The organism is Mucilaginibacter psychrotolerans (assembly GCF_004519315.1).
GTDB classification, from domain to species: Bacteria; Bacteroidota; Bacteroidia; order Sphingobacteriales; family Sphingobacteriaceae; genus Mucilaginibacter; species Mucilaginibacter psychrotolerans.
Genome location: NZ_SOZE01000007.1, coordinates 93959 through 117321, shown reverse-complemented (window position 1 = coordinate 117321; position 23363 = coordinate 93959). Strand labels below are relative to the sequence as shown.

Genomic DNA, 23363 nt, shown 5'->3' with positions numbered 1-23363 from the left:
TTATGCTAATGGATATACGCAGCATTATTGTTGATGACGAGCCTAACAATGTAGAAAACCTGCAGCAGATTATCAAAATACACTTCCCCGAAATTTTTGTGACTGCCGTAGCAAACGATGCAGATAACGCCATTGCTGCCATAAAACAGCATCGGCCCAACCTGTTGTTTTTGGATATACAAATGCCCGGGAAATCGGGCTTCGATGTGCTGCGGGCCTTTGATGAAATTGATTTTGAGGTTATTTTTATCACAGCCTACGATAAATATGGCATCCAGGCCATCAAATTTTCGGCCTTGGATTATTTGCTAAAACCTATCGACGTTGATGAATTTAAATTGGCGATAGAAAAGGCCAGGCCAAAAATAGCCGGCAGGCAGCAAAACCAAAGCATCGAAAACCTTTTGCAGTACATTAAGGCGGGGCAAAACGATACGCCTAAAATAGCCCTGCACACGCTTACCGAGATCATGTACGTGAAAATTACGGACATCGTAAGGTGCGAAGCATCAAACAACTATACTACGTTTTACCTTGGCAGCGGCGAGCAGGTTTTGGTGTGCAAAACACTTAAAGAATTTGCTGATATGCTAAAACCTCACCAATTCATACGCACGCATCAATCGCATTTGGTTAACCTGCATTTCGTAAAGAGCTATTTAAAGGAGGATGGCGGCACGCTGCTGCTGGCAAATAAAACCAAGGTGCCTATATCGCGGCAGAATCGCGAAATGATAAAAAACGCGCTGGCTAAAAGTTTGTAATGAAAAAGGTATAATTGTAATTCAGTAACCAATTATGAAAACTCTTTTAGCAGCCTCCATTCTAATGATTTCAACGATAGCAGCGTTTGGACAGGAACAAAAACCGCTTCTTCTATATCCCGCAGGTGTACCTAACTCCAAACCTATCCCGGCTCGTTATATAGAAGCTATAAACGAAACCAGTTGGATAACCAAGGTGAGCATACCCACTATTACGCCTTACCTGCCCGAAAAAGGCACGGCCAACGGTGCGGCCATAGTGATATTTCCGGGTGGTGGTTATGGTGGTTTGGCCAATAAACACGAAGGTACCGATATTGCGAAAGCGTTTAACAGCATAGGGGTTACGGCATTTTTGGTGAAGTACCGTCTACCATCGGATGAAATAATGGTTGATAAAACCATTGGCCCTTTGCAGGATGCCCAGCGTGCGATACAAATGGTAAGGCAGGGCGCAGCGGGTTGGGGGGTAGACCCTAACCGCATAGGAATCATTGGCTTTTCTGCAGGGGGGCATTTAGCATCAACCGCCGGTACGCACTTTGATAAGGTGGTTATCGAGAATAAGGATAACATCAGTGTACGCCCCGATTTTATGATGCTGATATACCCGGTGATATCGTTCGGGCCGAAAGCGCATGTGGGCTCGCGCGAGAACCTTATCGGTAAAACGCCTTCGCAGGCCATGATAGATTTTTACTCCAACGAAAAGCAGGTAACGGCTAATACACCGCCAACCTTTTTGATCCACGCCCAGGACGATGGCGCGGTACCTGTTGAGAATAGCCTGATGATGTACGAGGCCCTAACCAACGCCAAAGTTAAGGTGGAGATGCACCTGTTCCAGAATGGTGGTCACGGTTTCGGTATGCCAAACCCCACTACTAAGGAAAAATGGTTCGATTGGGCAGCCGCCTGGATGGAAGCTAATGGGTGGTTGAAGAAGTAACAAGATGGCAGCCCCCTCCTCCCCCTAAAGGGATAACTTTTGAATTGCAACTGTCTCGGCCAAGAACTTCGGTTCCCCCTTTAGGGGGTTAGGGGGCTCTTATTTCACCGCCGCCAAATTCTGATAATAACTACTCCCTACCGGCAGTATCGCGCCATTTACAACCAACTGGTGCCGCTCTATTTTCTCCACTTTGTTTACTGCGGCAATGAACGAGCGGTGGATGCGGATGAACTGGTCGGCAGGCAGCAGGTTCTCTACTTCGGAGATGGTCATGCGGGAGAGTAGCTGTTTATCCTTCAGTTCGAAGTTTACGTAGTTGCCTGTGGCTTCCAGGTAGCAGATGTCATCGAACAGTACCTTTACCTGCTCATACCCTGTCTTCAGGAACAGATAATCTTTTTTATCTTCTTTGACGTTGCGGAAGTTGTACAACTCGTAAGCCTTATTGCATGCCTTGGTAAAGCGCGCCAGCGAGAAGGGTTTCAGTAGGTAATCTACGGCATCCAATTCAAAACTGGTTACCGCATGTTCGGTATAGGCGGTGGTGAATATCACCAGCGGTTTTTTGCTGAGGCAGGCCAGCAGGTCGATACCCGATATGTCCGGCATTTTGATATCCAGGAACAACAGGTCGATGGGGTTGTGTTGCAGGTATTCCATAGCCTTAAAGGCATCAGTAAATTCGGCTTTCAATTCTACGAACGGAACCTTGGCCGCATGGGAGCGCACCACGCCAAGGGCCAGGGGTTCGTCGTCGATAGCTACTGCGGTTATCAAAATATCAGGCCAGATTAAGGGTTAAATGTATGAAAAATTCGCTGGCATTCTCGCGGATGATCAACTCGTGTTTGTTATTGTACAGCAGCTTGAGGCGTTGTTTTACATTCACCAACCCTATGCCGCTTTTTCCTTTTTCGGGGTCGTTATCCGGCCGGGTGTGTATGCTGTTATGCACGTCGAAGTAAAGCTTGCCCTCTTTGGTTTGCAGCGTTATTTTGATGTGCGATGGTTCGCGCAGGCTAATGCCATGCTTAAAGGCATTCTCTATAAAGGGTATCAGCAGCATTGGGGCAATTTGCAGCCCCAGTATATGGTCCTCAATCTGCACCTCAATCCGGATATCCGGCGAGGTTTGCGTGCGTAATTTTTGCAGAGCGATGTAGTTGTTGAGGTAATCAATCTCGCGGGTGAGCAATATTTTTTCGTGCATGTTTTCCTGCAGCATAAAGCGCATCATATCGCCCAGCCGCTGTATGCCTTCGCCGGTGCGGTCGGCGTTTTCCTGTAAGGCGGTGCCGTATAGGGTATTCAATGCGTTGAATAAAAAATGCGGGTTTATTTGTGAGCGCAAAAAATCGAGGTTGGCAGCAGATGTGCCGAGTGCAGTTTTAAGGTTAAGTATTTCGGCTTTACCGGCTAGCCGACGTTTATAACTAATCCACGAGAAGGGCGCTACCACCAGCAATTGGAAGGCGGCATTGAAACAAGCAGTAATACCTACTTCTTCGCCCCGGTTTAATACTAAAGCTAAAATAAACAAGGCCGGTATGGAAACCGCAGCAGTTACGATAGCTACCTTAAACCAATAGGTAAAAAAACGTTTGTTAATGGCCAGTGTAGTAGGGATGAGGCTGTAAGTAGATAGCCCATGTACGCCTATCGCTACCGGTATCGTTAAGAAAAACAGGCAGATAACACCTGTATTGGCATCAACCAATAGCAAGCCAAATATCAGCAACATCCAAACCACCAAGGCAATAATGCTATCGCGGGTGAGTACCTTGTATTCCGATTCTATCTTCTCGGTATTGTTGAGCAGGTAATTAGCAACGTGTTTTATTACACTGTACAGCGTTAGCATCATCATTACCCATACGGCATAAACCAGGTTTGTTTTAAACACCAGGTTGTACACGTACCCTGGCGATTTTTTGTAGAACAGGTAACCCTTAAGCCAGGTATCAGTGATGCCGCAGAAGAGCCAAATGGCACCAAATAAAGCAACAGCCAGCAGTATCATCAAAGTGGTTTTCCGCTTTTCTATCAACGAGGGGATGATGACGAAGTTCCAAAGCAAAAAGGCAAGGAAGTACAGCGTGTACCGCGCCACCATCGGGAAGAAATAGTATTTAGAATAGGAGTAGTGCAGGCCATACTCGTTAAACATATAGCGATAGGGTGTCCATACTACGTTTACGTTACTATCTGCCACGCGGGCGAGCAATAGTAGGAGTATAAACCCATATATGCCGGTAGCGGCATAGATCTCTATTTTTTTAATGTCGACGGATTTTCTGATGCGGGTGATCATGGTGATAATGAATTATGCCGCAAGATAAGCCCGGCCAAAAAGCTCCGGAAGCAAATGTGACGAAAGGGCTGTTTGGTGGGACGAAGGGGGAGGAGAAGCAAGAGATAAGAATCAAGAGACAAGACCAGAAATAAGAAAGGAATTAGGAGGTTGATAGCCACAAAAAAAAGATGAGCTCGTGTCTTGATTCTTGGCTCTTGATTTCTTGCCTCTTAAAAAACTATTCCAGTATCCCCAGTAGTTCATTCAATTCATCCACCTTCTCCGATGTGCCTGCATGTTCGTAGGCGCTGATGAGGTTGCGCAGTACGCGTTTGATGATATCGGTATTGGAGCAGGGCTCATAAAATTGCTTATCGAATTTAAGATTCAGCTGTTTCAAAAACATATCTACGTCGCGCCTGCCGAAGATGAACCCCTTGTTGAATGCGTTGATGTAGAACAATATGCCTCCCTCGAATTCAGTTTCCTGGCTTTCGTCCATGTAAGCCAAAATGAAGTGTTGTGGCAGATTTACGCCGTAAACGGGGATGTCCAGCTTTTGGGCTATGATGGAGTAGATAATGGCCAGCGATATCTGGTTGCCTTTTTTGCTTTCTAAAACCTGGCTGATGTAGCTATTCTGCGGGTCGCGGTGGTTGCCGGTATTGCCGCTGAAGCCGTGGATGCTGTAAAAGATATGGTTGATGAGTTTTACCTGCTCTACCGGGCTGCCCTCGTGCATCATCTGTAACCAGATATCGCGTTTGATGGCTTCTATCTGGTTAATCACCTTTTGTTCGTCAAGGTCGGGATATTGGTAGCGGTTGATGATGAGGATGCCCTGCAAAAGGTCGAAAGCGCCGCCATGGAACCATAACTGTAGATCGTTTTTTACCGTGCCGAATTGTATCTCATGTACCAGGTTGGCAATGCGTTCCTGTTGTATGCTGTCGAAGGCTTGCCCAAAGGCGTTCTCCAGATATTCGATGGCCTCGGGGCCGTAGGAGAGGAGTTTTTGATGCACATGGTTGTATATCTCGCTGTCCGGGTCGTCCAGCAAACGAATTAAAGAGTTTACTTCTGTAGAATTTATCATATCTCTATCCGCTAAAATACTAAAGTTTATATACTTTTACGGAATTTAAACCTATGCTCAATCTAACGTTTGCTAAGGATTTCTTGTTTCACAGGTTCAGGTCAAAAAACCGTCACGGCTTGCATTCGCCGTTCGTTTACAAACTGGTAGATGAAGTTATTTACGATTATAAGCACAAGCCCGCTTACGATAAAATAGAAAAAGAGCGCGATAATCTGCTTGTCGACGACCGCGTTATCAACGTAACCGATCTGGGCGCAGGCTCACACCTGAACAAAAACCGCGAGAAAAAGATAAGGGATATCACCATCAACGCCCTCAAATCGCCCAAGCTGGCGCAGTTACTTTATCGTTTGGCAGCTTTTACCAAACCCAAAAGCATCGTAGAATTGGGCACCTGCCTGGGCATCACTACTTTGTATCTGCACGAGGCCGCCCCCAATGCCAAAGTATATACCTTAGAAGGTTGCCCCGAAACCGCTAAGGTGGCGCAGGAGGTATTTAACAGTTCGGGCTTGCGCAACATCAATCTAGTCACCGGTAATTTCGATGATACGCTTGGTGGGGTATTGGACAAGCACGATAAATTGGATTTCGTTTACATCGACGGCAACCACCAGCGCGTAGCCACGCTGAACTACTTTGAGCAATGCCTGCCCAAAGTGCACGAAGATACCATGCTGATATTCGACGATATATACTGGAGTGAGGGCATGAAACAAGCCTGGGCGCAAATAAAGGCTAATCCCCAGGTTACCGTAACAGTAGATTTATTTTGGATAGGACTGGTGTTTTTTAAAAGCGGCCGGGCGAAGGAGGATTTTAAAATCAGATTTTAGATTTCAGATGTGCAGATTTTAGATGGAGCTGCATTGTGTTTCCCATCTGCACACCTGCACATCTGAAATCTGCACATCTGTTTTCGCATCTGCACATCTGGCCTAAAACGCTTCCCCCAGCGCAATATAAAGCCCGCTTAATCTTGGCTCATTAGCCCTTTTCTCACCTATGCCATAATCCACCCGTATGCTCAAGCCTTTCTCCGTATCGAAGAAATAACGCAGCCCGCCGCCGTAGTTGGGTTTAAATTCGCTGAAGCTAAAGTCGTTGTTCCATACCTGTCCGGTGCCAATGAAGCCAACCATACCAATTCGGTTGCTGATGCGGTAACGCAGTTCGGCCTGCCCTGCCAGCAGATTACGGTCGCGGAAACGGCCATTATAATAGCCGCGCATCATTTCGTCGCTGCCTAGCGCAGGCATCAAATAAAATGGCGACTGACTACCGGTCAAACTCTGTTCCTGTATATCGAAGCCCAAAACAAAATGCTTGCTTAGCGAGAAGAACTGCGCGTACTCTACATTTAGCAGCCCGCCGCTGTAATCGCTGTTGCTCCCTATGCCTTTCATCAAATCCAGGTAACTGGTTATTACCGCACCTTTGGTGGTGTAAGTATTGTTGTTACGGCTATCGAAAACTACTGTGGGGCCGGCGTATAGTGTTGTGCCGCCGTGGCGGCCCTGCAGGCTGGCATCGGTTTCAAATATCCCGGCTTTATCGGCATCGTTAAAACGGTAATCAAAACCACCGGCCGCCAGCCCTATGTAAAACTTGTTTCCTACGTTTTTTTTGCCGCTCAAGGCCAACTTAAAGCGCTTCACACCAAGGCGATCTGCATTGCTTTTCAGGGTGTTATTGCCTGTTCCATAAAAATCAACCGGGAAGTTGATATACGATACAGCAGCTATGAAGTGATATTTGTTTTGCGGGGTCCAGTAACTGGTGCTCAGGCTAAAGCGGCTTTGCCCTTTAGTGGTGACGGTTGCATAGGCAAACAGGTTTGATACCCGGGTTTCGCGGTGCGCCGTATCGGTATAAAAGGATAGGAGGCCCGCGCCGCCGAGCTCTACGCCTGTTTCGGGCGCGGTACTTAATACAGGCAGTATCACAAAACTACTCTTCCTGGTGGTATCCTTATCAAAATACATCTTGCGGATAAATTTGGGTAGGAAGCTGTTCTGGGCGAGGGAAGGCTGCAAAAAGGCAGTTAACAGTAATAAAAGGCTAAGTTTTTTCATAAAGATATCGCCGTTAAAGGTAGAGCTTAGGCGTTTGTTTTATCCAATTTTCAAATTAAAATTCTGTTAATGTCAAAATACCTACTTTTGCGCCATAATTAGCATCAATAAAAATATGAGCACAGAAAGAGGCCCTATATCGCAATTTATCGAAAGGAATTACCTGCACTTTAACGCAGCGGCATTAATGGATGCAGCCAAAGGTTACGAAACCCACCTTACCGAGGGCGGTAAAATGATGGTTACCCTGGGTGGTGCCATGAGTACTGCCGAATTGGGCATCTCGCTTGCCGAAATGATTCGTCAGGGTAAGATCGACATCATCAGCTGTACAGGTGCCAACCTGGAAGAGGATATCATGAACCTTGTAGCGCACTCGCACTACAAACGTGTGCCAAATTACCGCGACCTGAGTCCGCAAGACGAGTGGGACCTGCTGGAGAACCACTACAACCGCGTAACTGATACCTGTATCCCCGAGGAAGAAGCATTTCGCCGTTTGCAGAAACATATTTATAAAATTTGGAATGATGCTGATACCGCCGGTGAGCGCTACTTCCCGCATGAGTATATGTACAAGATATTGCTTAGCGGCGAGTTGGAGCAATACTACGAGATAGACCCTAAAAACTCCTGGATGCTGGCTGCTGCAGAGCGCAACCTGCCGATAGTAGTACCCGGATGGGAAGACTCTACTATGGGTAATATATTTGCGTCATACGTTATCAAAGGCGAGATAAAGGCAACCACCATGAAAAGCGGAATAGAATACATGGCATGGCTGGCCGGTTGGTACCCCGAAAACTCTACAGGAAAGGGGATAGGCTTTTTCCAGATAGGTGGCGGTATAGCAGGCGATTTTCCGATTTGTGTTGTTCCGATGTTGTACCAGGATATGGAGATGCCCGAGATACCGTTTTGGAGTTACTTCTGCCAGATATCAGATTCTACCACCTCTTACGGCTCGTACTCGGGTGCTGTACCTAACGAGAAAATTACCTGGGGCAAACTGGATATTAACACGCCAAAATTCATTGTAGAAAGCGACGCAACAATTGTTGCACCACTCATTTTTGCCTGGATATTAAAACAATAATTATTTTTTGAATTAAATTCAAAAAATAATTGCGCGGCGATTTTTTAAGCCGTGGTTAAAAAAGCCCTTTTCCGTATGTTTAAGGGCTTTTTAAACTTGTTTAGAACGATTATAAATTAGATATTACTGTCAGGAATTTGTCAGCCATAGCTTAATAAATTTTACTTTTGTGGCTGAAAAAGTGGGTAAAAAATTCTTCTTTACGTCAGTTTATCACATTAACTACATAATTATTTAGCATAAATACACTTTATGAGAAATATCTCATTCATTTTTAAACAGTTCTCAAAGTCGGTTTTACTGGTTGCGGGTTTAGCACTTTGCGGACTAACTGCAAATGCACAGGCCGACCCCGCCAAAGGTGAAGCGATATTTAAAGCCAAATGTACAGCTTGTCATAAGATCGATGTTCGGATGACCGGCCCGGCGCTTGGCCCACAGTTGGAAGCAGAAACCGACGACGCTTACCTTACCAAGTGGATCCAGAACAACCAGGCGTTGATTGCTGCGAAAAACCCTAAGGCACTCAAAATCTACAACGAGTACAATCAGGCAGGAATGACCGTATTTGCGGAATTGACCGATGCCGATGTTGCAAACGTTATAGCTTATGTGCGTGCCGACTGGAAAAAGCTTAAAGAAGACAAAGCTAAGCCAGCCGCTGGTGGTGCTGTTGCTGCAGAGCAAGGCCCAAGTGATCTGGTGATATTCGGTCTGTTAGGCGTTATCGTTATCGCGTTTATCGTGATTCTGGTGCTGAACAAGGTTATCGCAACGCTTGAGCGTTTATTGCTTAACAAAAGCGGCCTGCTTGTTGACGAAGAAGAAGAGGCTGAAGAAAAAGTAAAAGGCGATAAGTTAGCCCTTGTTAAAAAGGCACTCAAAAACAAAAAATTAGTTTTCTTTATAGTGCTTTGCGGTACCATTGCCATGGGCAGCTGGAGCTGGGTTACCATGTGGAACACCAATGTTCATCAGGGTTACCAACCGGTACAGCCTATCAAATACTCGCACAAGCTGCATGCCGGTGCCATGAAAATTGAGTGCCAGTATTGCCATACCGGTGCATTCAAATCTAAGAACGCCTCTATACCATCGTTAAACGTTTGTATGAACTGCCACAAGGCCGTTAAGACCGAATCGCCGGAGATACACAAAATTTACGATGCTTTGGGTTACGATCCGCAAACTCAGAAATACGATAGCACCAAAGCACAGCCAATTCAATGGGTACGCATACACAACCTGCCGGATCTGGCTTACTTTAACCACTCGCAGCACACTGTAGTTGGTAAAATAGAATGCCAGAAATGCCACGGCCAGATACAGGAAATGCAGGAAGTTTACCAATACTCTCCGCTCACCATGAAATGGTGTATCCAGTGCCACAAACGCACCGAGATAAGCGGTAAAGGCAACGGTTACTATGATAAGATACTTGCCGCTCACGATAAGATCAAAAAAGGTGAAAAAGTTACGCCAGCTATGCTGGGCGGCCTTGAGTGCGCAAAGTGCCACTATTAATAATAAACGGATTTAGAACTTAGCATTACAGTTTATATAACTTAAATGGATAGCAATAAAAAATACTGGAAAGGTTTAGAGGAACTAAACAGAACCCCAGAATTTGTTGAGAAAAATAGACATGAGTTTGCGGAGCCCATCCCAATTGAAGAAGTTTTAAGCGGGGGCGGCTTATCTGCAAAAACGCCTCGCCGCGACTTTCTGAAGGCGCTTGGTTTTGGTGTGGGCGCGGTTACTTTGGCTGCTTGCCAAAAAGTGCCGGTTCACAAGTCTATACCTTACCTGGTTAAACCCGAAGAAATTACGCCTGGTATTGCCAATTACTACTCTTCAACTTATGAAGGTAGCGCGATATTGGTTAAAACCCGCGAGGGTAGGCCTATCAAAGTAGAAGGTAACCCCGGCGACCTTTTATCGAAAGGTGGCTTAAGTGCACAGGCGCAGGCTTCGGTACTTGAATTGTATGATAATAGCCGCGCGCAGGGCCCGTTACTTAACGGTACTGCTACAGGCTGGCCTCAGTTAGATAAATTTGTTAAAGACGAGCTTGCAGCTATCAAAGCAGGCGGCAAAAAGATAAGCCTGGTTACGTCAACCGTACACAGCCCTTCTACTTTAGCAGTTATTGCCGATTTTATTACCGCATTCCCTACTGCAAGTCATGTTACTTATGATGCTGTATCTTATACAGGTATTATTCAGGCAAACAAAAATAGCTTTGGCAAAGCGGTAGTGCCTCACTACAACTTTGATAAGGCGAAGGTTATCGTGAGCTTCGGTGCCGATTTCCTGGGTACCTGGATATCAGGTGAGGAATTCACTACGCAATACGTTCAAAACAGGAACAGCAAGGCACTGGAAGAGAAGAAAGACATGTCTCGCCACATTCAGTTCGAAAGCGGTATGAGCCTAACTGGTACCAACGCCGATGTGCGCCTGCCAATCAAACCATCTGAAGACGGCCTTGCCATTATCAACCTGTATAATGCATTGAATCCGGCAGGTGCTTTGCCTGGTGCAAAAAAACTGACCAACGCAAATGCAGATAAGGCAATTATCCTGGCTGCTAAAGAGCTTCAAAAAGCGGGTGCAGGCAAAGCGCTGGTCGTTTCGGGTTCTAACGATGTATCTGTACAAACTGTAGTAAACGCCATCAACTCATTGTTGGGTAGCTACGGTTCTACTATCGATTTAGATAACCCATCACGCCAGTACGCCGGTAACGATACCGATTGGTTGCAATTTGTTGCCGATGCCAAAAGTGGCGCGGTAGACGCGGTTTTCTTCCTTGATGCCAACCCTGTTTACGATTTTTATATCGCTAAAGATATCGAGGCTGCCCTTAGTAAGGTACGCCTTAAAGTAACGTTCTCTGATAGGGCCGACGAAACTGCTGCCCTTTGTAATGTTGTTGCGCCAAACCACCACTACCTCGAGTCGTGGGGCGATGACAGCGCGGTTGAAGGGTACTACACTATTGTACAGCCAACCATCAACCCGGTTAACAACACCCGCCAGGCTGAAGAAAGCCTGTTGGTGTGGAGCGATAACGCAGTTAAAAGTTACTATACCTACCTGCGCAACAACTGGGATAAAAATCTGTTAGCAAAAGGCGGTTTATCCGGCCAAAAAGGTTGGGAAGCCCTGTTGCAAAAAGGCTTCATCAATGCAACGGCTGTTACCCCTGGTACCTACAACTTTACATTGAGCCTGGGCGGCGTAGCGCAAACTATTCTAAACAATAGCAGCAAAGTAACAGCCTCCGGCGATGGTGGGTTCGAGCTGCAGGTTTATCAAACCCCTGCAATGCGCGATGGTAAGAAAGCCAACAACCCTTGGTTGCAGGAGTTACCAGATCCGGTTTCTAAAGTAACCTGGGATAACTTCGCGGCCATGTCGCCTGCGGACGTTAAGAAAATGGGTCTTGATGAGTTCCAGGTGATCAGTATAAAAGGTGCTAACGGTTATTCGGTAGATTTGCCGGTACTTTCGCAACCTGGCCAGGCAGTTGGTTCTATATCAGTAGCTGTTGGTTACGGCCGTACTGCTGCCGGTTTAGTAGGCAACAATGTTGGTAAAAACGCATATCCTTTCTACAACCTGCTTAGTGGTACATTCCAAACGGTATCGGCAGTCACTGTAGCAAAAACAAGCACTATATTCCCGCTTTCGCAAACGCAAACGCACCACTCTTTTGAGGGGCGTAACGTTATACGCGAAGCTACCCTTGTTGAATATCAAAAGGACCCTGCTGCAGGCAGCGGTAAAGAAGGCGAACACGAAGGGTTTTATGATCTTTGGGAGAACAGCCCACATGATAAACCGGTTTATGACTGGGTTATGGCTATCGACCTTAACGCCTGTACAGGTTGCGGCGCTTGCGTTGTAGCTTGTAGCGCAGAAAACAACATTCCTGTTGTAGGTAAAGACGAAGTTGGCCGCCGCCGTGAAATGCACTGGATTCGTATCGACCGCTATTATAGCTACGAGCAAAACGGTGATGCCAAAACAGATGGCCGCACCGGCATGGTAACCAAGGAGAAGGACATTGATAAATTGGTGAACTTTGATAACGTTACTGTTGTTCACCAACCAATGCTTTGCCAGCACTGCGACCACGCACCTTGCGAAACCGTGTGCCCGGTATTAGCTACCACGCACTCATCGGAAGGTTTGAACATGATGGCATACAACCGTTGTGTAGGTACACGTTACTGCGCAAACAACTGTCCGTACAAAGTGCGCCGTTTCAACTGGTTCAACTACTGGAACGATAGTCGCTTTGATAACTACCTGAGCAACGAGCATACTCAATTGGTATTAAATCCTGATGTTACCACCCGTTTCCGTGGGGTAATGGAAAAATGTTCAATGTGCGTACAACGTATTCAGGCTGGCAAGTTGAAAGCCAAGATAGAGAAACGCCCCTTAGCAGATGGTGAAGTTAAAGTGGCCTGCCAGCAAACATGCTCTGCAAACGCCATCGTTTTCGGTAACAGGAACGATCCTAACTCAGAAGTTTCTAAAGCTTTGAAGAGCGAGCGTACCTACTACGTACTGGAAGAGTTGAACGTAAAACCGGGCATAGGCTACCAGGTAAAAGTAAGGAACACATTATCAGAATTACAGGCTTAATTATTACAAGAGATTTATATATATGGCATCTCACAGTGAATCAATAATCAGGGAACCGTTAATTACGGGCAGGGACATTACCTATGCCCAGATTACTAACGAGGTATTAAACCCTGTAGAAAATAAACCTAACAAAGCCTGGTGGATCGGTTTTACCGTTGCTTCCATGGGCGCGCTATTATGGGTTGTGGCTATCAGCTATACCTTTTGGTTCGGATTAGGTGCATGGGGCTTGAATAAAACAGTAGGATGGGCCTGGGATATCACCGGTTTCGTATGGTGGGTGGGTATCGGTCACGCCGGTACGCTTATCTCAGCTGTACTCTTGCTCTTCCGTCAAAACTGGCGTAACTCTATTAACCGTTCTGCTGAGGCGATGACCATCTTCGCGGTAATTTGCGCGGCTACTTATATCGTAGCGCACATGGGCCGCCCATGGTTAGCGTACTTTACCTTACCGCTGCCAAACCAGTATGTGCTTTGGGTAAACTGGAACTCGGCACTGATGATGGACGTGTTCGCGATATCAACTTACTTCTCGGTATCATTGGTATTCTGGTACACCGGTTTATTGCCAGATATTGCTTCAATCCGTGACCGAGCAACTGGCTTACGCCGCCGTATCTATTCGGTAATGTCGTTCGGTTGGACAGGTTCTGTTAAAACCTGGCAACGGTTCGAGACAGTGTCTCTAATATTGGCCGGTATATCTACGCCGCTGGTACTTTCGGTACACACCATCGTATCTTTCGACTTTGCTACATCTCTTGAACCGGGATGGCACACCACTATATTCCCGCCATACTTCGTTGCCGGTGCAATCTTCTCGGGTTTTGCCATGGTACAAACGCTGTTGCTGGTTACCCGTAAGGTTTTAGGATTAGAAAATTACATCACGATGTTCCACATTGAGTCGATGAATAAGATCATTATGCTTACGGGTTCTATCGTAGGTGTGGCTTACATCACCGAGTTCTTCATCGCATGGTACTCAGGCGTAGAATATGAGCAATATGCTTTTATCAACCGTGCAACCGGACCTTACTGGTGGGCATACTGGAGTATGATGAGCTGTAACGTAATCTCTCCGCAGTTATTCTGGTCGAGCAAGTTGCGCAGGAGTATCAAGTTCTCCTGGTTCCTCTCCATCATTGTAAACATCGGTATGTGGTTCGAGCGTTTCGTAATTATCGTAACCTCATTGCACCGCGATTATATCCCATCGAGCTGGGTGATGTTTTATCCAACCTGGGTTGATGTTGGTGTGTTTATCGGTTCTATCGGGTTATTCTTTACCATGTTCCTGCTATTCATCAGGGTGCTGCCGTCAGTGGCAATGGCTGAGGTGAAACTTTTGCTGAAGACAAGCAGCGAGCAGGCTAAAAAGAAACTGATACTGGAAGGCCATTTAGAGCCGGCTGAGGTTCAGCACTACAAAGAATCGTTAGTGAAGTTTGACAGTATTGACATGTCTGATTACGAAAAAATATAAAAATGAGTAGCACAAAATTTATATTAGGCTTATTTGATGATCCCGATGATATGATGCACGGGATAGAGAAGCTGCAGAAAAATAGCGTCCCTATTTACGATGTTTATACCCCAATGCCTATCCATGGTATCGAGGCTAAATTGGGCATAAAAGAATCCCGGCTTGGTTACGCTGCATTTTGCTTCGGCTGCCTGGGCGCAACAGTAATATTCAGCATATTGTATTATACGCTGGTACACGATTGGCCAATGGATATTGGTGGCAAGCCAAATTTTGCAATGCCCAACTTTGTACCGTTCACCTTTGAGTGGACCATCTTATTCACCGCATTTGGTATGACGTTTACCTTTTTTGCCGCCACCCACCTTTTCCCGGGCCGTGCGCCAAGGGTGATGGACCTGCGTGCAACCGATGACCGCTTCGTTATCGCGATAGACGCAAAGGGCAATATACCACATGACGATATTACCAACTTGTTAAAAGAAGCAGGAGCTGTAGAAGTAAAGCATAACGACAGAAAATATGTTAGCTATGAATAAATTTAGAATATTGGGCACAACGGCCATCGTTATTGCTGCATCGATCGTGTTCACATCGTGCAAGGATAAACGCAGCACCGGTTGGGAATATGCTCCCAATATGTACGAACATACCGCATACGACCCGGATCAGCCAAATAAAAACTTTAAAGACGGGAAAACCGCGCAAGTGCCGCCGGCTGGTACAACGCCAATTGGTTTCAGGAGATTTGATTTCCCTAACTCTCGTGAAGGGTATGATAACGCAAGTGCCAGCTACCACCTGGACAGCCTGATTGCACAAACACCTGGTCATTTGGCTGAAGGTAAGAAGTTGTTTACCACTTTTTGCTCTCCGTGCCATGGTTTAACAGGGCAAGGAGATGGTTTGGTAGTACAACACGGTTACCCGGCTCCTCCTTCTTACTCTACAGGGCAATCATCCCGCGGTGGTGCCATGAAAGACCTTACTGATGGTAAAATTTATCATACTATAACCTACGGTGTAAACTCTATGGGTTCGTACGCTTCGCAGATAGCGCCTGACGATCGTTTGAAAATAGTTATGTACGTTCACCAATTACAAAAATTATAAGATTATTTTTAATGAAGACTCATAATAGTTTTGACGAGAAATTTGAATTCGAGGGCACAGCCAAAACAGGGAGTTTGATAGCTCTTGCAATTGGTTTGGTTGCTATAGTTGCCGGCTTTTTGATGGGCGGCGACCATGTACAGCGCATGTTCAGTAATTTGCTGTTGATGTCATACTACTTTGTGTGCGTATGTACTTGCGGCGTATTCTTTTTATCGTATCAGTACGTTGCGCAGGCAGGTTGGTCTGCGTCGCTCATCAGGGTACCGCAGGCATTTGCCAAAGTGTTGCCTATAGCGAGCATATTATTGCTTGTTGTTGTTAGCGCAGGGTTGTTCACGCAGCACGAAGTTATACACGAAGGCAAGAAACACATGGTGCCATACTTATATGCATCATGGGCAACACATGGCCTTACCGTTGTGGGTAGCGAAAATTACAACGCAGTTATAGCTGGTAAAGCTCCCTTTTTAACAGTAGGTTTCTTTTACGGTGTTCTGGTAGCGTTTTTAGCAGCCTACAGCTACTTTGGTTATGCATTAACAAAATGCTCAACTGATGAAGATACAGAAGGCGGCATGCGCAACTACAATAAGAGCTTCGCATTGGCTTGTACTTTTCTGGTAATATTTGGTTTCACCTTCCCGATATTTGCATTCGGTACCATCATGTCGCTCGAGGCACACTGGTTCTCTACCATGTTTGGTTGGTATAACTTAGCAGCAATGCACGTAAGCGGTGTAGCTATCATGGCTTTAACTATTATCCTGCTTCGGAAGAAGGGTTATATGCAATGGGTTACTTCAGATCACCTGCACGATTTTGGTAAACTGATCTTTGGTTTCTCTATCTTCTGGACCTACGTATGGTTTGCACAGTTCTTCCTTACCTGGTATGCCAACATACCAGAGGAGTCGGTATATTTCTACAAGAGGTGGGAACCTGAGTACAAATTCTGGTTCTGGTTGAACATTGCCATGAACTTCCTGGCTCCTTTATTATTGCTGATGTCTCGCGATGCAAAACGTTTGACCAATCGCATGATGTGGACTTGTATATTGCTGATTGCCGGTCACTGGCTTGATTATTACCTGATGATTATGCCTGGAACTGTGGTGGAGAAGCGTGGTTTTGCTGTTGAAGAGATAGGCACGTTTGTAGCTTTCGCTGGTTTATTCACTTTCCTGATGTTAACACAGTTAAGCAAATTCAAATCGCTTATACCTAAGAAGCATCCTTTCCTGCAAGAGAGCCTGCACCATCACATATAATAATTGTTAAATTTGCACGAAATACAACAATCATAAAAACCAATAAAATGGGATTCAAAAGTTTATTTAGTTCTAAAAAAATGCTCGCGCTTTCGGCGGCTTTCCTGCTATTCGGCACCAACGTGCTGATGGCTCAGGATGCAGCAACCGGTGCCGCAGCAGATGCAGCCAAGCCCAATGTTTGGCTGGGTGCAGCTTATTACGTGCTGCTATTTGTTATTGTATGCTTTGTTGTAGGCATTGTTGGCAAAATATTGCGTGTTTACGATCTTACCCAACAAATACAAAACAAAAAGGCGATCAACTGGGATAATGTTATGGGTGCTTTGTGCCTTATCTTCCTGATAGTGGGTGGTTATGGAGCATACTGGTCATTAACTGTACAGGGTTCAATGATATTACCGGTATCTGCATCTGAGCATGGTGTGAAAATAGACGAAATGTTCTGGACAACAACGGTTTTAACGCTTATCGTGTTCGTAATTACGCAGATATTGTTATTTACATTCTTGTTTCGTTACCGTTACAATGCTAAGCGTCGCGCGCACTTCCTTCCGCATGATAATACTATCGAGAAGGTTTGGACTATCGCTCCGGCAATCGTATTGACTATACTGGTTATCTTCGGTTTCTTTACCTGGCAAAAAATCACCAATAGCACTGATGCTAAAGGTGAGCATTCGCTAAATATCGATATCACCGGCCACCAGTTTGCATGGGAGCTGCGTTACCCTGGTGCCGATGATAAGTTGGGCAAAACCAATTATAAACTGGTAAGTGGTGTAAACAAAGTGGGTGTTGATTTTAAAGATAAATCTGCTTACGATGATTTGCAGGTAGATACCATGTACTTACCTGTGGGTAAAACTGTAAGGTTGAATATCCACGCGCAAGACGTTATACATAGTGTTTACATGCCACATTTCCGTGTACAGCTGAACGCGGTACCGGGCTTGCCTACCTACTTTAAATTTAAGCCAACTATGACTACCGCAGCAATGCGACGCGAAGTAGGCGACCCTGCTTTTGAGTACCTGGTATATTGCAATAAAATATGCGGCGGTGCGCATTACAATATGAAGAAGGTTGTACGCGTGGTAGAAGAAACAGAGTACCAGGCTTGGTTAGCACAGCAAAAACCTTACCTCACAGATCAGATCAAAAAGGATCTGAAGTATGCCGTAGTAAAACCGGCTGAAACACAAAACAGGTTAGCGTTAAACAATTAATTCAAAAAGATTAGCGAGTATGTCAACATTAGCAGTTCAAGATCACGGAGCAGTTCATCACGGCGAAGATCACGGACATCACCATCACGATACGTTCCTGACCAAGTACATCTTTAGCCAGGACCATAAAATGATTGCCAAGCAATTCCTGGTTACAGGTATCACTATGGCGTTCATCGCGATGATATTATCGATATTATTCAGGATTCAATTAGCATATCCTGATAAAGCGTTTCCTTTGATGGAAACATTGCTTGGTCGTTTTGCACCAGGTGGTCGTTTAGATTCTAACTTTTACCTGGCACTGGTTACCATACACGGTACCATCATGGTATTCTTTGTCCTTACCGCAGGTTTGAGCGGTACCTTTAGTAACTTGCTTATTCCATTGCAACTGGGTGCGCGCGATATGGCATCGCCGTTCATGAATATGCTATCATACTGGTTCTTCTTTGCAGCTAGTGTGGTTATGCTATCATCCTTCCTGGTACAAAAAGGCCCTGCAAGTGGTGGGTGGACCATCTACCCGCCGTTATCGGCTTTGCCTAAGGCTATGCCGGGTTCGGGTATGGGGATGACTTTGTGGCTCATTAGTATGGTGCTCTTTATCGCATCATCGTTAATGGGCGCTATCAACTACGTAAGTACCGTATTAAACATGCGTACCAAAGGGATGGACCTTTGGAAAATGCCTTTAACTATATGGGCGTTTTTCCTTACCGCTATCCTGGGTATCCTCGCGTTCCCGGTACTGGTTGCAGGTGTCGTATTATTAATATTCGACCGTAGCTTCGGTACTAGCTTCTACCTGTCAGAAATTGTTATTGGTGGTAGTTCTGTGCAGCCTTTCGAGGGTGGTAGCCCAATCTTGTTCCAGCACTTGTTCTGGTTCCTGGGTCACCCTGAGGTTTACATCGTAATTATGCCTGCGATGGGTATTTCATCCGAAGTGATGTCGGTAAATTCGCGTAAGCCAATATTTGGTTACCACGCCATGGTTTACTCTCTTATAGGTATTACGGTATTATCGTTCATTGTATGGGGTCACCATATGTTTGTAACGGGTATGAATCCTTTCCTGGGCGGTGTGTTCATGATCACTACGCTGATCATTGCGGTACCATCTGCAGTGAAAACATTCAACTGGTTGGCTACGCTTTGGCGCGGTAACATCCGCTTCACTGCGGCAATGCTATTTGCTATCGGCATGGTGTCGTTCTTTATCTCTGGTGGTTTAACAGGTATATTCCTGGGTAACGCTGCGCTGGATATCAACTTACACGATACTTACTTTGTAGTTGCCCACTTCCACCTGGTTATGGGTTCAGCAGCTATATTTGGTATGCTTGCCGGTGTTTACCACTGGTTCCCTAAAATGTACGGTCGTGTAATGAATGAAAAGCTGGGCTACCTGCACTTCTGGTTAACCTTTATAGGTGCTTACCTGGTGTTCTTCCCAATGCACTTTATGGGCCTTGGTGGTGTTCCACGTCGTTACTACGCATTTACCGAATTCGTAGAATGGAATAAATGGCTTTCTGTAAACGTATTTATTACATGGGCGGCTATTATGGCAGCGGTTGCACAGGTTGCTTTCGCGGTTAACTTTATCTATTCTATATTCTGGGGTAAACGCGCAACGCAAAACCCTTGGCAGGCAAACACCCTGGAATGGACGGCTCCGGTAGAGCATGTTCACGGTAACTGGTACGGAGAGATACCAACCGTTTACCGTTGGCCATATGATTACAGCAAGCCGGGTGCAGAAGAGGATTACATCCCGCAAACTGTTCCGCTTTCGCAAACCATGAGCTCTAATGTTCAGCACGATTTTGAAGATAATCCTGCAGGTTTAGATGCTTATGCCAAATTTACCGCCGCTAAAAAGAGCAGCGAAGAAGTAAAATAGTTTTATACTGAATCTTATTTTTTAGGGTAATTATCAAGTTCTAAGTTTAAAGTCAGAGGTTCTAAGTCGGGTTTTAGACTTAACACTTCTGGCTCCAAACTTAGAGTTTTGGAGAGTTACCCTAATTTTTTAGGTATATTTTGAATGAGTAGTAACGCATCCGGGAGCCGATTTATTAAGATAAACCTGTTGACTATCATCTCGCTGTTCGTATTGATACTTGCAGGCGGGGTGGTGCGTAGCAGCGGTTCGGGAATGGGATGCCCCGACTGGCCAAAGTGTTTCGGGCAGTACATTCCACCAACAGATATATCCCAACTGCCCATCAACTATAAGCAGCAGTACGTAGATAAACGGGTAGCCAAGAACCAAAAGTTTGCCAAATTGCTCGATGTTTTTGGATACAGCCAGTTGGCTATGCGCATCCGCAACGATCGCTCGATACTGGTGCCCGAAGAATTCAACAGTGCCCGCACCTGGACGGAGTATATCAACCGCCTGATAGGTGCTATCACAGGTATTTTCCTGCTATTGGTAGCGGTGTTCTCTTTCCGGTATTGGCAGAGTAATAAACTGATACCGATACTCAGCGTGCTTAACGTGCTGTTGGTAGGTTACCAGGCGTGGTTAGGTTCTATAGTGGTATCAACCAATTTGATCGCCTGGATAGTTACCGTGCACATGCTGCTTGCACTGGCCATATTGGCTATCAGTATAGCAACTTACCATATGGCAAGGGTTGAAGGGCGCTATAAGCTAACACCAAAGCCTTTTATCGTTATAATTACTTTTTTGGTACTTGCGTTGAGCATTTTGCAGATAACATTTGGCACCGAAGTGCGGGAAAAAATCGATGCCGTTGCCAGTCATTTAGAAGGCAGCTACCGCGATAGCTGGACAAGCAGGGCCGGGGAGATATTTACGCAGCACAGGGATATGGCTATATTCGTTTTGCTGTTGAACGTTGTGTTGTATGCATTGATACGGCGTACATTCACCAGGCACTCTATGCAACAACAGCTAATGAGCTTTACGTTTTTAATGCTGATGCTACAGATTGTAACGGGTATTATACTATCATACTCGTCGTTACCGCCATATGCACAGGCAACGCATATTATATTGGCAAGTTTAGTTTTTGGCGCACAAGTTTATTTGTTGTTGAATTTATTTAGTTCGGTTAATTTACAGGGGGCACGTAAGTGAAGTGGGGCGACTTTAGCAAACTGATAAAGCTAAGGCTAACCTTTTTGGTTACGTTTTCAGCGTCGATATCGTTCATTATAGCCGTTAAAGCCAACGGAGGCGACACTTGGGGTTCGCTTTATAGCGGCACCATGTGGGCCAACTGGGTCAAACTGGTTATCGGCGGTTTTCTGGTTACCTCGGCGGCTAATTGCTTCAATGAGGTGATAGAAGTAGAAACGGATAAACTGATGAAACGCACTATGGACAGGCCAATGCCTGCCGGGCGCATGACAACCGGGCAGGGCCTTGTTTTAGGACTGGGCATGGGCATGATGGGGACGTATTTGCTGGGCAGCTTAAATATACTTACCGGCTTGTTATCGGTGTTCTCTATACTGTTGTATGCTTTTGTTTACACACCGCTAAAACGTAAATCGGCAATTGCGGTATTTGTAGGTGCTATACCCGGTGCATTACCGGCTTTGATAGGTTATGTTGCAGGGCAACCACACGGAAGGATAGACGAGATAGCGCTGATACTGTTCAGCATACAATTTATATGGCAGTTTGTTCACTTTTGGGCAATAGCCTGGGTGCTTGATGATGATTACAAACTGGCCGGTTTCCGTTTGTTGCCAACCGGCAAAAGGGATAAAGCCAGCGCAGCAATTACCTTTGTTTTTGCCATTATTATGGTGCCGGTGAGTTTACTGCCCACTATATACGGCTACGGCGGGTATTATGTGGGGGGCGTGTCGCTGGCCATGAGCCTGTTGTTTTTATACCAGGCGTTTAACCTGCTGCGCAAAACGGATGTAGCGGCAGCGCGGACATTGATGTTTGGCTCTTTTTATTATTTACCGGTAGTGCAATTAATGTTTTTATTTGATTTTATAGGAAAGGTGAAATGATGATGGCTAATATAGAACAAGAAGATAAACTGCAGCTGGCTCCCAAGAAATTCAACATGTGGATATTCATATTCACTTCGTTTATGCTTTTTGCGGCGCTTACAAGCGGCTTTATCGTTTACAGCGGGGGCCACGGCACCGGCATTAATATTAAATTGCCGGCCATATTTACGTACAGCACTATTCTGATAGCGTTGAGCAGCGTAAGCATGTACCTGGCATCCAAGGCAGCACGCGAACTGCAGTTACAAAAGCAAAGGCTCTTTTTATGGGTTACCATTTTGTTGGGCGTGGCCTTTTTTGCACTGCAAACTTATGCATGGCTGGTACTGTTGCCGCAAATGGGTGTATTTTTCATTAACCCTAATGCGTCGCAGTCATTTATATACGTATTTGTATGGATACACCTGGCGCATATTTTAGCAGGGGTACTGTTATTGGGCAACACCCTTTTGGGCGCGTACCGCAACAAGCCACAGGTTAAGAATTTATTCGGAATGCAGATGTCCTCTATTTTTTGGCATTTTGTCGATATTATATGGATTTATCTGTATGTTTTTTTACTTTTGAACCAATATTAACAAACACATGAGTGCACAAGTATCACCAATCGACGAGGTAAAAACCACTCCCTGGGCAGGCGGAACCTCCCCCTTCAAGGCAGAGTATGGTAAAATAATGATGTGGTTTTTCCTCCTATCGGATGCGTTTACCTTTTCTTCGTTATTGATTTCTTATGGAGCGTTGCGTTTCAGCGCTGATAGCTGGCCCGCAGCCGACCTTATATTCCAATCGGTACCTGGTACCTCTATTTCTCACGGCGCTCCGCTGGTTTTTGTAGGTATCATGACCTTTATACTTATCTTAAGCTCGGTAACTATGGTACTGGCGGTAGAAGCCGGCCACCGTATGGCCCGTAAAGAGGTTACCTGGTGGATGCTTGCTACTGTGTTGGGTGGTTTTGCGTTTCTTGGCTGCCAGGCTTTAGAGTGGTCGCACCTGCACCACGAAGGTTTTTGGTGGGGAAGCATCCCAAAAGAATTAGGCGAGTACTTTCACAAAGGTGCCCACGAATCTACTACTTACACGCAGCAATTTGCCAACCTGTTTTTTACCATTACCGGTTTCCACGGTTTCCACGTATTTAGTGGTGTTATCATTAACATTATCATCACGGTTAACGTATTGCTGGGTACCTACGAAAAACGTGGTAGCTATTTAATGGTTGAGAAAGTTGGCCTTTACTGGCACTTTGTAGACCTTGTTTGGGTATTTGTATTTACCTTCTTCTATTTAGTTTGATAATTTAACC

At 45.6% G+C, this 23363-nt stretch carries 20 protein-coding genes; 16 read left to right on the top strand and 4 right to left on the bottom strand.

What is annotated here, in order from left to right; genetic code table 11:
• The first annotated feature begins 2 nt into the window (after window positions 1–2).
• Complete coding sequence (locus tag E2R66_RS09420) at window positions 3–764, top strand: LytR/AlgR family response regulator transcription factor (protein WP_240049273.1); 762 nt, start codon at window positions 3–5, stop codon at window positions 762–764.
• Between the two features lie 34 nt (window positions 765–798).
• Window positions 799–1713, top strand: a complete 915-nt coding sequence (locus E2R66_RS09415) for an alpha/beta hydrolase (protein WP_133229952.1) — start codon at window positions 799–801, stop codon at window positions 1711–1713.
• A gap of 99 nt (window positions 1714–1812) precedes the next feature.
• Here E2R66_RS09415 and E2R66_RS09410 read toward each other — a convergent pair whose 3' ends face one another.
• The 3 genes from E2R66_RS09410 to E2R66_RS09400 all read right to left on the bottom strand — a co-directional run bounded on the left by E2R66_RS09410 (window position 1813) and on the right by E2R66_RS09400 (window position 5105).
• Window positions 1813–2493, bottom strand: coding sequence for a LytR/AlgR family response regulator transcription factor (locus E2R66_RS09410; protein WP_240049272.1), 681 nt, complete (start codon window positions 2491–2493; stop codon window positions 1813–1815).
• A 4-nt stretch (window positions 2494–2497) separates the two neighbouring features.
• Entirely contained in the window at window positions 2498–4027 is a 1530-nt protein-coding gene (locus E2R66_RS09405) for a sensor histidine kinase (protein ID WP_204985897.1), read from the bottom strand.
• Window positions 4028–4247: 220 nt separating this feature from the next.
• Window positions 4248–5105, bottom strand: a complete 858-nt coding sequence (locus E2R66_RS09400; RefSeq protein WP_133229950.1) for a transglutaminase-like domain-containing protein — start codon at window positions 5103–5105, stop codon at window positions 4248–4250.
• Between the two features lie 53 nt (window positions 5106–5158).
• On the opposite strand from E2R66_RS09400, the gene E2R66_RS09395 reads away from it, so the two are divergent.
• The gene (locus E2R66_RS09395) at window positions 5159–5944 is read left to right on the top strand and encodes an O-methyltransferase (RefSeq protein ID WP_133229948.1); all 786 of its coding nucleotides are present in this window, start codon (window positions 5159–5161) and stop codon (window positions 5942–5944) included.
• Between the two features lie 102 nt (window positions 5945–6046).
• Here E2R66_RS09395 and E2R66_RS09390 read toward each other — a convergent pair whose 3' ends face one another.
• Window positions 6047–7183 carry a BamA/TamA family outer membrane protein gene (locus tag E2R66_RS09390; RefSeq protein ID WP_133229946.1) on the bottom strand — a complete coding sequence of 379 codons (1137 nt, stop codon included), beginning with the start codon at window positions 7181–7183 and terminating at the stop codon, window positions 6047–6049.
• A 115-nt stretch (window positions 7184–7298) separates the two neighbouring features.
• Between E2R66_RS09390 and E2R66_RS09385 the strand changes: the two genes are divergently transcribed.
• The 13 genes from E2R66_RS09385 (at window position 7299) to E2R66_RS09325 (ending at window position 23353) form a co-directional block, all read left to right on the top strand.
• Window positions 7299–8279 (top strand): deoxyhypusine synthase family protein, encoded by a 981-nt coding sequence (locus tag E2R66_RS09385; RefSeq protein WP_133229944.1) that lies wholly within the window; start codon window positions 7299–7301, stop codon window positions 8277–8279.
• A 252-nt stretch (window positions 8280–8531) separates the two neighbouring features.
• Window positions 8532–9803: a c-type cytochrome gene (locus E2R66_RS09380; protein ID WP_133229943.1), complete on the top strand. Its 1272-nt coding sequence runs from the start codon at window positions 8532–8534 to the stop codon at window positions 9801–9803.
• Between the two features lie 45 nt (window positions 9804–9848).
• Window positions 9849–12938 (top strand): TAT-variant-translocated molybdopterin oxidoreductase, encoded by a 3090-nt coding sequence (locus E2R66_RS09375; protein WP_133229942.1) that lies wholly within the window; start codon window positions 9849–9851, stop codon window positions 12936–12938.
• A gap of 22 nt (window positions 12939–12960) precedes the next feature.
• Entirely contained in the window at window positions 12961–14430 is a 1470-nt protein-coding gene (nrfD, locus tag E2R66_RS09370; protein WP_133229941.1) for an NrfD/PsrC family molybdoenzyme membrane anchor subunit, read from the top strand.
• 2 nt (window positions 14431–14432) lie between these two features.
• The gene (locus tag E2R66_RS09365; RefSeq protein WP_133229940.1) at window positions 14433–14969 is read left to right on the top strand and encodes a DUF3341 domain-containing protein; all 537 of its coding nucleotides are present in this window, start codon (window positions 14433–14435) and stop codon (window positions 14967–14969) included.
• Entirely contained in the window at window positions 14962–15543 is a 582-nt protein-coding gene (locus tag E2R66_RS09360; RefSeq protein ID WP_317130764.1) for a c-type cytochrome, read from the top strand. Before E2R66_RS09365 ends, E2R66_RS09360 begins: the two co-directional genes overlap by 8 nt.
• Before the next feature lie 11 nt (window positions 15544–15554).
• Complete coding sequence (locus E2R66_RS09355) at window positions 15555–16814, top strand: quinol:cytochrome C oxidoreductase (RefSeq protein WP_133229938.1); 1260 nt, start codon at window positions 15555–15557, stop codon at window positions 16812–16814.
• 47 nt (window positions 16815–16861) lie between these two features.
• Window positions 16862–18043, top strand: coding sequence for a cytochrome c oxidase subunit II (locus E2R66_RS09350; protein ID WP_133229937.1), 1182 nt, complete (start codon window positions 16862–16864; stop codon window positions 18041–18043).
• A gap of 19 nt (window positions 18044–18062) precedes the next feature.
• The gene (locus tag E2R66_RS09345) at window positions 18063–19952 is read left to right on the top strand and encodes a cytochrome c oxidase subunit I (RefSeq protein ID WP_133229936.1); all 1890 of its coding nucleotides are present in this window, start codon (window positions 18063–18065) and stop codon (window positions 19950–19952) included.
• A gap of 144 nt (window positions 19953–20096) precedes the next feature.
• Entirely contained in the window at window positions 20097–21158 is a 1062-nt protein-coding gene (locus E2R66_RS09340) for a COX15/CtaA family protein (RefSeq protein WP_133229935.1), read from the top strand.
• Complete coding sequence (gene cyoE / locus E2R66_RS09335) at window positions 21155–22051, top strand: heme o synthase (RefSeq protein ID WP_133229934.1); 897 nt, start codon at window positions 21155–21157, stop codon at window positions 22049–22051. The genes E2R66_RS09340 and cyoE overlap by 4 nt, the downstream gene beginning before the upstream one ends.
• Window positions 22048–22632: a cytochrome c oxidase subunit 3 gene (locus E2R66_RS09330; protein WP_133229932.1), complete on the top strand. Its 585-nt coding sequence runs from the start codon at window positions 22048–22050 to the stop codon at window positions 22630–22632. The genes cyoE and E2R66_RS09330 overlap by 4 nt, the downstream gene beginning before the upstream one ends.
• 7 nt (window positions 22633–22639) lie before the next feature.
• The gene (locus E2R66_RS09325) at window positions 22640–23353 is read left to right on the top strand and encodes a cytochrome c oxidase subunit 3 (protein WP_133229930.1); all 714 of its coding nucleotides are present in this window, start codon (window positions 22640–22642) and stop codon (window positions 23351–23353) included.
• The last annotated feature ends 10 nt before the right edge of the window (window positions 23354–23363 follow it).

Excerpts from the sequence above, each read along its gene's own strand:
- E2R66_RS09405 (WP_204985897.1), bottom strand. The coding sequence starts at position 4,027 with ATGATCACCCGCATCAGAAAATCCGTCGACATTAAAAAAATAGAGATC.
- E2R66_RS09375 (WP_133229942.1), top strand. The coding sequence starts at position 9,849 with ATGGATAGCAATAAAAAATACTGGAAAGGTTTAGAGGAACTAAACAGA.
- E2R66_RS09365 (WP_133229940.1), top strand. The coding sequence starts at position 14,433 with ATGAGTAGCACAAAATTTATATTAGGCTTATTTGATGATCCCGATGAT.
- E2R66_RS09330 (WP_133229932.1), top strand. The coding sequence starts at position 22,048 with ATGATGATGGCTAATATAGAACAAGAAGATAAACTGCAGCTGGCTCCC.
- E2R66_RS09400 (WP_133229950.1), bottom strand. The coding sequence starts at position 5,105 with ATGATAAATTCTACAGAAGTAAACTCTTTAATTCGTTTGCTGGACGAC.
- E2R66_RS09390 (WP_133229946.1), bottom strand. The coding sequence starts at position 7,183 with ATGAAAAAACTTAGCCTTTTATTACTGTTAACTGCCTTTTTGCAGCCT.
- E2R66_RS09345 (WP_133229936.1), top strand. The coding sequence starts at position 18,063 with ATGTCAACATTAGCAGTTCAAGATCACGGAGCAGTTCATCACGGCGAA.
- nrfD (WP_133229941.1), top strand. The coding sequence starts at position 12,961 with ATGGCATCTCACAGTGAATCAATAATCAGGGAACCGTTAATTACGGGC.
- E2R66_RS09395 (WP_133229948.1), top strand. The coding sequence starts at position 5,159 with ATGCTCAATCTAACGTTTGCTAAGGATTTCTTGTTTCACAGGTTCAGG.
- E2R66_RS09325 (WP_133229930.1), top strand. The coding sequence starts at position 22,640 with ATGAGTGCACAAGTATCACCAATCGACGAGGTAAAAACCACTCCCTGG.
- E2R66_RS09350 (WP_133229937.1), top strand. The coding sequence starts at position 16,862 with ATGGGATTCAAAAGTTTATTTAGTTCTAAAAAAATGCTCGCGCTTTCG.
- E2R66_RS09355 (WP_133229938.1), top strand. The coding sequence starts at position 15,555 with ATGAAGACTCATAATAGTTTTGACGAGAAATTTGAATTCGAGGGCACA.
- E2R66_RS09360 (WP_317130764.1), top strand. The coding sequence starts at position 14,962 with ATGAATAAATTTAGAATATTGGGCACAACGGCCATCGTTATTGCTGCA.
- E2R66_RS09415 (WP_133229952.1), top strand. The coding sequence starts at position 799 with ATGAAAACTCTTTTAGCAGCCTCCATTCTAATGATTTCAACGATAGCA.
- E2R66_RS09385 (WP_133229944.1), top strand. The coding sequence starts at position 7,299 with ATGAGCACAGAAAGAGGCCCTATATCGCAATTTATCGAAAGGAATTAC.
- E2R66_RS09420 (WP_240049273.1), top strand. The coding sequence starts at position 3 with ATGCTAATGGATATACGCAGCATTATTGTTGATGACGAGCCTAACAAT.
- E2R66_RS09340 (WP_133229935.1), top strand. The coding sequence starts at position 20,097 with ATGAGTAGTAACGCATCCGGGAGCCGATTTATTAAGATAAACCTGTTG.
- E2R66_RS09380 (WP_133229943.1), top strand. The coding sequence starts at position 8,532 with ATGAGAAATATCTCATTCATTTTTAAACAGTTCTCAAAGTCGGTTTTA.